This is a genomic window from Streptomyces sp., from assembly GCF_050698815.1.
In the GTDB taxonomy this organism is placed as follows: Bacteria; Actinomycetota; Actinomycetes; order Streptomycetales; family Streptomycetaceae; genus Streptomyces.
Map to the genome: position 1 here is coordinate 1 of NZ_JBOHCV010000645.1, position 9337 is coordinate 9337.

The 9337-nt window shown below is 69.4% G+C and carries 9 protein-coding genes and 1 riboswitch; of the genes, 4 read left to right on the forward strand and 5 right to left on the reverse strand.

Going from position 1 to position 9337, the window contains the following annotated elements; translation table 11 throughout:
* The 5 genes from ACRDP3_RS23120 to ACRDP3_RS23140 form a co-directional block, all read right to left on the reverse strand.
* Positions 1-904, reverse strand: a 904-nt coding sequence (locus ACRDP3_RS23120) for a ribonucleotide reductase N-terminal alpha domain-containing protein (protein ID WP_431518921.1), incomplete at its 3' end; no start/stop codon positions are given.
* 125 nt (positions 905-1029) lie between these two features.
* A riboswitch (cobalamin riboswitch) is annotated at positions 1030-1177 on the reverse strand.
* A gap of 36 nt (positions 1178-1213) precedes the next feature.
* The gene (locus tag ACRDP3_RS23125) at positions 1214-1714 is read right to left on the reverse strand and encodes a GNAT family N-acetyltransferase (RefSeq protein ID WP_431518922.1); all 501 of its coding nucleotides are present in this window, start codon (positions 1712-1714) and stop codon (positions 1214-1216) included.
* A gap of 72 nt (positions 1715-1786) precedes the next feature.
* A complete protein-coding gene (mctP, locus tag ACRDP3_RS23130; RefSeq protein ID WP_431518923.1) occupies positions 1787-3409 on the reverse strand; it encodes a monocarboxylate uptake permease MctP in 1623 nt (540 codons plus the stop codon).
* On the reverse strand, positions 3406-3684 hold the full coding sequence (locus ACRDP3_RS23135) for a DUF3311 domain-containing protein (protein WP_431518924.1): 279 nt from the start codon (positions 3682-3684) through the stop codon (positions 3406-3408). Before ACRDP3_RS23135 ends, mctP begins: the two co-directional genes overlap by 4 nt.
* 204 nt (positions 3685-3888) lie before the next feature.
* Positions 3889-4698: a GntR family transcriptional regulator gene (locus ACRDP3_RS23140; RefSeq protein ID WP_431518925.1), complete on the reverse strand. Its 810-nt coding sequence runs from the start codon at positions 4696-4698 to the stop codon at positions 3889-3891.
* Between the two features lie 269 nt (positions 4699-4967).
* Between ACRDP3_RS23140 and ACRDP3_RS23145 the strand changes: the two genes are divergently transcribed.
* From ACRDP3_RS23145 to ACRDP3_RS23160, 4 genes are all read left to right on the forward strand, one after another.
* Positions 4968-6236, forward strand: a complete 1269-nt coding sequence (locus ACRDP3_RS23145) for an extracellular solute-binding protein (protein ID WP_431518926.1) — start codon at positions 4968-4970, stop codon at positions 6234-6236.
* A gap of 190 nt (positions 6237-6426) precedes the next feature.
* Positions 6427-7431: a carbohydrate ABC transporter permease gene (locus ACRDP3_RS23150; protein WP_431518927.1), complete on the forward strand. Its 1005-nt coding sequence runs from the start codon at positions 6427-6429 to the stop codon at positions 7429-7431.
* On the forward strand, positions 7428-8258 hold the full coding sequence (locus ACRDP3_RS23155) for a carbohydrate ABC transporter permease (RefSeq protein ID WP_431518928.1): 831 nt from the start codon (positions 7428-7430) through the stop codon (positions 8256-8258). The genes ACRDP3_RS23150 and ACRDP3_RS23155 overlap by 4 nt, the downstream gene beginning before the upstream one ends.
* Before the next feature lie 35 nt (positions 8259-8293).
* A partial coding sequence (locus tag ACRDP3_RS23160) for a glycoside hydrolase family 3 protein (RefSeq protein WP_431518929.1) occupies positions 8294-9337 on the forward strand: 1044 nt, incomplete at its 3' end.

Genomic DNA, 9337 nt, shown 5'->3' on the forward strand with positions numbered 1-9337 from the left:
CCTGATTCACCGCGGCGACCGAGGCGTCCAGCGTGCGCAGGAACGGCACGATGCCGTTGGAGTGCCCGTTCGTCCCCCGGATCAGCGAACCGCGTGCCCGGATGCGCGAGTAGGACAGGCCGATGCCGCCCGCGTGCTTGGAGAGCCGTGCCACCTCCTGGTAGCGCTCGTAGATCGAGTCCAGCTCGTCCAGGGGCGAGTCCAGCAGATAGCAGGACGACATCTGGGGGTGCCGGGTACCGGAGTTGAAGAGGGTGGGGGAGGAGGGCAGATACGCCAGCGAGCTCGTCAGCGCGTACAGCTCGGTGACCTCGTCGACCGCCCGCGCCGACTCGTCCGCCGCCAGCCCGCAGGCCACCCGCAGCAGGAAGTGCTGCGGCGTCTCGATCACCTGCCGGGTGGTGGGGTGCCGCAGCAGATAGCGCGAGTGGACCGTACGCAGCCCGAAGTACCCGAAGCGGTCGTCGGCGCCGTCCGCCACCGCGTGCTCCACCAGACCGTCCAGCCGCTCGGCGTGCGCCCGTACGAAGGCGGCCGTGCGGTCCGCGATCAGGCCCTCCCGGTGACCGGTCGCGATGGACGCGGAGAAGGACACCGCGCCCTGACCCGCTGCCTCCTCCCGGACGGCGAGGGTGAGCAGCCGGGCCGCGAGCCGCGAGTACGCCGGGTCGGCACCGATCAGCCCGGCCGCCTCCTCTGTGGCGAGTTCCCGCAACTCGGCGCGGTCGTCGGCCCCGCCCTGCTGAGCGCCGCGGATCGCCGCGGTGGCGACCCGCTCCGCGTCGGTGCCGGGCAGGTCGGCGGTGAGCCGGGTCAGGGTGCGCAGCAGTGCCGCTGAGGCAGGCTCCGCGTCGGTGGCCGCCGGTGTGGCAGATGCGGCAGGTGCGGCGGGTGCGATGGTCACGGGATGTGCTCTCCCTCGCTCGGCTGGGGTCACGAGGGGCGGCACGCGGCGGGCGCGTGCAGGCATGCCGCGTCAGTGAAGGGCACACCTCGCAGGCGTCCACCGGCCCATCCCTCGGGGCCCGGACGTCTTCGACACCACCGGCAGGCACTCGGACTCGCGAAGGGCAGCACAGAGCAGCACATCGCACACCGTTGCGGGACAGTTCCGGACTTGGACCGGATTCCCCTGCGCGGCAGCGAGGACGAGCATACATCTGGTGGCGAGCTTCGCGACCACCCCCACATCTTGTGGCGGGGGAGCGCTAGTTCACAACTCCAGAGCGAATACCAGCAGGGTCAGGCCGGGTATCGGCTCCCAGTCCCGCTCCGGGACGCGCAGGAACCCCAGCCGCCCGTACAGCCGGTGCGCCACCCGCATCCGTTCCGAGCTGGCGAGCAGCACGCGGTGCAGGCCGCGCTCCCGCGCCCGCTCGACGCACGCCCGCACCAGGGCTTCGCCTGCCCCGCGCCCACGACCCGCGGGCCGGACGGCGAGCATCCGGAACTCGCCCTCGCCCGCCACCGCGAGGTCCGCGTACTCCCCGCCGTCGCCCACGAAGGCCACCGCCCCCAGCACCGTGTCCGAGGCGGCGTCCACGGCGACCAGCATCTCCGCGTGCTCAGCGCGGTGCCGTGCAGCACGCAGCACCTCCAGATACGGGTCGGCCTCCCCGAAGTCCAGCAGTCCGTCGTCCAGGTACGCCCGCGCCGTCAGCTCACCGATGTCGTCGAGCTCATCGGCTCTGGCGCTTCTGATGGTGATGTCCATGTATGCGAGCATGCCGCACCCCACTGACAACGTGCTGTCAGTGGGGTGCGGCAGTCAGGCTGCTCGGTCCGGTCAGGGAGCGGCGGTCGGGGCGGGCAGCTCCTCCTTCACGCCCGGGTCGCCCGCGTCGGCGGTGTAGTCCTCGGGACGCGTCTCGTCCACGCCGTCCGGGGCCTTCACGGCGCGCAGCACGAACGTCAGCACGACCGTGACCACCGCGTTGATCACGAAGGCGGTCAGGGCGATGTAGCCCATCTGACCGATGCCCGGGATGATGTCGGCGGGACCACCGAAGTGCTTCTGGAGCGGCGAGGAGACGTTGTACGCCGTGATCGTTCCGTAGAGCATGCCGGCCGCCCAGCCGGCCAGCAGCGCCCAGCGGTGGAACCAGCGCGTGAACAGGCCGCCGACCAGGGCCGGGAAGGTCTGCAGGATCCAGATTCCGCCCAGCAGCTGGAAGTTGATCGCCACCGTCTTGTCCATGCCCAGCACGAACACCAGGGCGCCGCCCTTCACCAGGAGGGAGACCACCTTGGAGACCTTGGTCTCCTGCGCGGGTGTCGCGTTCGGGCGGATGAAGTCCTTGTAGATGTTCCGGGTGAAGAGGTTCGCGGCGGCGATCGACATGATGGCGGCCGGCACGAGGGCGCCGATCCCGATGGCGGCGAAGGCCACGCCCGCGAACCACGCCGGGAACATGTTCTCGAAGAGCTGCGGAATCGCCAGCTGCCCGTTCTCGACCTTGACACCGGCCGCGATCGCCATGAAGCCGAGCAGCGCGAGCAGCCCCAGCATCAGCGAGTAGAGCGGCAGGATCGTGGTGTTCCGGCGGATCACGTTGCGGCTGCGGCTGGAGAGGGTCGCCGTGATCGAGTGCGGGTACATGAAGAGCGCGAGCGCGGAGCCGAGCGCCAGCGTGGCGTACGCCCACTGGTTGTTGGGGCCGCTCGTCAGCTCGCCCTTCGGCTTCCCGGTGGCCGGGTTGGTCTGCGAGAGCGCGTCGCCCGCCTTGGCGAAGATGTCGTCGAAGCCGCCGAGCTTCATCGGGATGTAGATGATCGCCACCGCGATCACGATGTAGATCAGCGTGTCCTTGACGAACGCGATCAGCGCCGGCGCCCGCAGCCCCGAGGAGTAGGTGTAGGCGGCCAGCACCGCGAAGGCGATGAGCAGCGGCAGGTCCTTGATGAACCAGTGCGTGGACTCACCGCCGCCGATGCCCATCACGTCGAGCACCGACTGGATGCCGACCAGCTGCAGCGCGATGTAGGGCATCGTCGCCAGGATGCCGGTCACCGCGACCGCCAGGGACAGTCCCTTGGAGCCGAACCGGCCGCGGACGAAGTCCGAGGTGGTCACGTAGCCGTGCCGGTGCGAGACCGACCACAGCCGGGGCAGGAAGGTGAAGATCAGGGGGTAGACCAGGATCGTGTACGGGACGGCGAAGAAGCCGGCCGCGCCCGCAGCGTAGATCGCCGCCGGGACCGCCACGAAGGTGTACGCGGTGTACAGGTCGCCGCCCAGCAGGAACCAGGTGACCCAGGTGCCGAAGCTCCGTCCGCCCAGGCCCCATTCGTCGAGACTGTTCGCGTTCTCGGCCTTGCGCCAGCGGGCGGCGAGGAAGCCCATGCCCGTGACGACCGCGAAGAAGAAGATGAAGACGGCCAGTGCGATGCCGTTGACTCCGGAGTTCATCGCGCACCGTCCTCTCGCTGTGCGGCGCGCCGCTTCGCCTGCTCACGCTGGACGAGCCGGTACGCGATCATCGTCAGACCGGCGGAGATGAAGACCCACAGCATCTGGTACCAGTAGAAGAACGGGAGGCCGATGAACGTCGGCTCGACGCGCGCGTAGGAGCTGACCCACAGGACGGCGACGAACGGAACGAACAGGCACAGCCCGATGACGACGCGCGCCGGGGTGATGACGGGGGGCGACCCGCCTGATGAACGTTCGGGTGGTGCGGGCATGACCTGACTCCGTCTCTCGGTCTCTCGGTGATCTCCGTGGTATTGCGCAGGAATCTAGGCGAGCGGTTCGCTCCCCGTCACTACCTGTCCGTATAACGGAATTGCGTCTATCACTTCCGTCGCGGCGGAAAGGGGACCGTAGAGCACGGTATGTGAGGTGCGCTACACCGCGGACGGCGGGGGAGCCACCCGCATGCCGATTCGTTACGAGGCGCCGTCAAGGCCCCCCGGCCCGGGGTGGGGCCGCTGCAGATTGGCCACGAACTTGTACCGGTCCCCGCGGTAGACCGAGCGCACCCATTCCACCGGCTCACCCTCCGTGTCCAGCGAGTGGCGGGAGAGCATCAGCATCGGCAGGCCCACGTCCGTACCGAGCAGCCCGGCCTCGCGGGGGGTGGCCAGCGAGGTCTCGATGGTCTCCTCCGCCTCGGCGAGATGGATGCCGTAGACCTCTGCCAGAGCGGTGTAGAGCGAGGTGTATTTCACAAGGCTGCGGCGCAGGGCGGGGAAGCGCTTCTGTGACAGATGCGTGGTCTCGATGGCCATCGGCTCACCGCTGGCCAGTCGCAGCCGCTCGATGCGCAGTACCCGTCCGCCCGTGGGTATGTCCAGGGCGTCGGCGAGCCGGTCGTCAGCGGTGACGTAGCCGATGTCCAGCAGCTGAGAGGTGGGTTCGAGGCCCTGGGCGCGCATGTCCTCGGTGTAGGAGGTGAGTTGCAGCGCCTGGGAGACCTTGGGCTTGGCGACGAAGGTGCCCTTGCCCTGGATGCGCTCCAGCCGTCCTTCGACGACGAGTTCCTGCAGCGCCTGGCGCACGGTCGTACGCGAGGTGTCGAACTCGCTCGCCAGCGAGCGCTCGGGAGGGACGGGGGTGCCGGGAGGAAGCGTCTCGGTCATCTCCAGCAAGTGCCGCTTGAGCCGGTAGTACTTGGGCACACGTGCGGTCCGCGTGCCGCCGCCGCGGGCGTCCGGCTCTGCTGTGGCGGCTGTGACCCCGCCCCCGTCCATGGCCATGGCTCGCCTTCCCGACTCATGTCGTGCTGCCGTCACCGGCTCCTCCGTTGGTGTGGGCGGTGCTCGCGGCTCCCGTACCGGCTCCGGCCCTGCCTCGCGGCTCACATCGTGGCACGGAGGTGGGCGCGGGGGACTCCCCGTCCCAGATGTCGTTCCGGTAACGGAACCGACCGCCGCCTTTCCGCACCGTTGACACCTTTATAGGTCTAGGCCAAGCTCTGACTGGTCTAAACCATTAACGAGCAGGTCCAGTCCATGGGGAGGGTGCTGTGAAACGTGGGCTCATGGCCGCGATCGGAATCGCGGCTCTGATGGCGAGTGTTGCGGCTTGTGGGTCCGGCGGCGAGGGCACGTCCGGCGCGGACGGGTACAAGGGTCAGACACTGACGCTGTGGGTGATGGACGGCTCCACGCCCAAGCAGTGGGAGAAGGACGTCAGGGCGGCCTTCGAGAAGGAGACCGGCGCCAAGCTGAAGCTGGAGGCCCAGCAGTGGAACGGCATTCAGCAGAAGATCACCACCGCGCTCTCCGAGTCCGACCCGCCCGACGTGATCGAGGTCGGCAACACCCAGACCCCCGCGTACGCGAAGACGGGCGGCCTCGCCGACCTGAGCGACCTCAAGAAGGGCCTGGGCGCGGACTGGACGCCCTCCATCAACAAGTCGGCCGTCTATGACGGCAAGCAGTACGCCGCCCCGTGGTTCGCGGTCAACCGCACCGTCATCTACAACAAGAAGGTCTGGGCCGACGCCGGTCTCAAGGGCACGCCCAACACCCGGGTGGGATTCTTCGAGGCACTGGAGACGATCGAGAGGAAGACCGACGCCGAGCCGCTCTATCTGCCCGGCCAGAACTGGTACTTCTTCGACGGTCTCCTCATCGGCAAGGGCGCCGACCTGGTCAAGAAGGAGGGCGGCAAGTGGGTCTCCAACCTCGACGACCCCAAGGTCGGTGAGGCGATGAAGATCTACGAGAAGTACGCGTCCTACTCGACGGCGCCCAAGGACAAGGACGAGGCGACGCCGCAGCAGGCCGAGGTCTTCGCCAAGGGCAAGACGGGCGCGTTCATCGGCCTGGGCTGGGAGGCGGCGACCGCCGTCGAGGCCAACCCGGAGATCAAGAAGGACATCGGCTACTTCACCATCCCGGGAGAGCGGGCCGGTCAGCCCGAGGGGGTCTTCCTCGGCGGCTCCAACCTGGCCGTCGCGGCGGGCAGCGAGAAGCGGGAACTCGCCAAGGAGTTCCTCAAGATCGCGCTGTCGGACAAGTTCGAGGGCGCGCTCGCCGAGGAGAGCGGCGTGATCCCGAACAAGGAATCGCTGCAGGACCGGCTCCAGGGCAATCCCGCGGCCGTGGCGGCCGCCCCCGCCGTCGCCCGCGGCGGACTCACCCCGCTGATCCCGGAGTGGGCCGCCGTGGAGAACCCGCCCAACCCGGTGAAGAGCTACATGACGGCCGTACTCAAGGGGAAGCCGCACGCCGCGGCCGCCAAGTCGGTCAAGGGCGAACTCGACAAGCGGCTTTCGCAGAAGCAGTAGCCGTGGCGGCAGCCCGGCCGCCAGGGGGCTGCTGCGGTGCGGGCGGTGCGGGCGGTGCGGGCGGTCGTGTCGCCGGAGGGGGCGGCACGACCGCCCACACCGGCGCAAGGCAGCCCGCACCCGAACTCCCGGCCACCTCCTCGACCACCCTCCCGACCACGCGGGTTCGACCACGCGAGCTGGAGCGCAGATGTCAGTGCAGACCGACCAGGCGCCGCCGCCGGTGGACGGCCCGCCCCCGCAGGCGCCGCCGGGCGCCACCTCGCCGGCGCGGGAGTACGGAGCGGGACACCGCGGCGGGCGCCCGTACCTGCTGCTGCTCCCCGCGCTCGCCGTCACCGCGGTCCTCCTCGGCTGGCCGCTGGTGCGGAACGGGATGCTCTCCTTCCAGAACCTCAACATGACGCAGCTGATCCAGCACGTCACGGAGTGGACCGGCACCGACAACTACGGCGCCACCCTCGGCAGTGAGGAGTTCTGGCGGGTCACCCTGCGGTCGGTGATCTTCACCGTCGTCAACGTCGTGCTGATCATGCTGGGTGGCACGCTGACCGGTCTGCTGCTGGCCCGGCTCGGCGCCCGGATGCGGCTGCTGCTGCTCGTCGGCCTCGTGCTCGCCTGGGCGATGCCCGTCATCGCCGCGACCACCGTCTACCAGTGGCTGTTCGCCCAGCGCTTCGGTGTCGTCAACTGGGTGCTGGACGCGGCCGGTTTTCACTCCATGGCCGATTTCAACTGGACCGGCGGGCAGCTGTCGACCTTCTTCGTCATCTCACTGCTGATCGTCTGGACGTCCGTACCGTTCGTCGCGATCAACCTCTACGCGGCGAGCACGACCATCCCGCGGGAGCTGTACGAGGCCGCCGCGCTGGACGGCGCGAACGGCCGGCAGAGCTTCGCCACGGTGACCTTCCCGTACCTCAAGCCGTTCCTGCTCGTGACGACGTTCCTCGAAGTCATCTGGATCTTCAAGGCGTTCCCGCACGTCTTCGCGATCAACGAGGGCGGTCCCGACCGGCTCACCGAGACGCTCCCCGTCTACGCCTTCGTCGAGGGCGTCGGCAACCAGCACTACGGCATGGGCGCGGCCATCTCCGTGCTCACCATCCTGATCCTGCTGGCCCTGATGTCGTACTACCTGCGCCTCGCACTGCGACAAGAGACCCCCGGCGCATCCGAGGAGGACGAACGGTGAAGCGGTCGGTCCTGAGCCGCCTGTGGCCCAACGCGACGGCGCTCGTGCTCTTCGTGGGTTTCGTCTTTCCCGTCTACTGGATGTTCAACACGGCACTCAAGCCGAACAGCGACATCGTCACCGAGGACCCGGTCTGGTTCCCCGCCCGCCCCACCCTCGAGCACTTCGGCACCGCGGTACGGGCCGAGCACTTCTGGTCGCTGGTACGCAACTCGGTCACGGTCACCGTCCTCGCGGTGGGCCTGGCGCTGGTGATCGCGCTCTGCGCGGCGTTCGCCCTCGCCCGCCTGCGCTTCAAGGGCCGCAGAGGCATCATCCTGACCTTCATGGTCGCGCAGATGGCGCCCTGGGAAGTGATGGTCATCGCGATCTACATGACTGTGCGGGACGCCGAGATGCTCAACAGTCTCGTTCCGCTCACGCTGTTCTATACGGTGATGGTGCTGCCGCTGACGATCCTGACGCTGCGCGGCTACGTCGCGGCGGTGCCCAAGGAGCTGGAGGAGTCGGCGATGGTGGACGGCTGCGACCGCGGGCAGGCGTTCCGCAAGGTGATCTTCCCGCTGCTCGCTCCCGGCCTGATGGCCACCTCGCTGTTCGGCTTCATCACGGCGTGGAACGAGTTCCCGATGGTGCTCATTCTGAACAAGGACGCCGAGGCGCAGACCCTGCCGCTGTGGCTGTCCAGGTTCCAGACCGCCTTCGGGGACGACTGGGGCGCCACCATGGCCGCCGCCACCCTCTTCGCCCTGCCCATCCTCCTGCTCTTCCTCTACCTGCAGCGCAAGGCGGTCAGCGGTCTCACCGCCGGTGCGGTGAAGGGGTAGGGAATGAAAGGCCACCCGAAGGGACGACCGGCCACATGACCACGCTCGCCAGCGACACACAGACCCTCACCCGGGACGCCCTCGCCGTGCTGCAGCCCGGATTCACCGGCACCAGCGCGCCCGACTGGCTGCTGCGTCAGCTCGGCGAGGGGCTCGCCTCCGTCGCGCTGTTCGGCCGCAACATCACCTCACCGGAGCAGCTCGCCCAGCTCACCGCCCAGCTGCGCCGGGTACGGCCCGAGGTAGTCGTGGCGGCCGACGAGGAGGGTGGTGACGTGACCCGCCTGGAGGCCCGTACGGGCTCCTCCTTCCCCGGCAATCTCGCCCTCGGACATGTCGACGACCCCGTCCTCACCCGGGCCGTCGCGCACGAACTGGGCCGCCGCCTCGCCGCCTGCGGCGTCAACCTCAACTGGGCGCCGTCCGCCGACGTCAACTCCAACCCCGACAACCCGGTCATCGGCGTTCGCTCCTTCGGTGACGACCCCGAGCTCGTGGCCCGGCACACCGCCGCCTACATCGAGGGGCTGCAGGAGGCGGGCGTCGCCGCCTGCGTCAAGCACTTCCCCGGGCACGGCGACACAGCGGTCGACTCACACCACTCGCTGCCGCGCATCGACGCCGACCTGGGCACGCTGCACGCGCGCGAACTCGTCCCCTTCCGGGCCGCCATCGCCGCCGGCAGCAAGGGCGTGATGAGCGCGCACATCCTGCTGCCCGCCCTCGACGCCACCCTGCCCGGCACCCTGAGCCCGGCCGCTCTGACCGGCCTGCTGCGCGCGCCGGAAGGGGACGGCGGCCTCGGTCACCCCGGACTGATCGTCACGGACGGCATGGAGATGCGGGCCATCACCGGCGCCTACGGGCTGGAGCGGGGCAGCGTCCTCGCCCTCGCCGCGGGTGCCGACGCCATCTGTGTCGGCGGCGGACTGGCCGACGAGGCCACCGTGCTGCGGCTGCGCGACGCACTGGTGCGTGCCGTGCACGACGGTGAGCTGACGGAGCAGCGGCTCGCCGACGCCGCGGCACGGGTACGCGCGCTCGCCCGCTGGGCGCACGGCCACCAGGCCCAGGCGGAG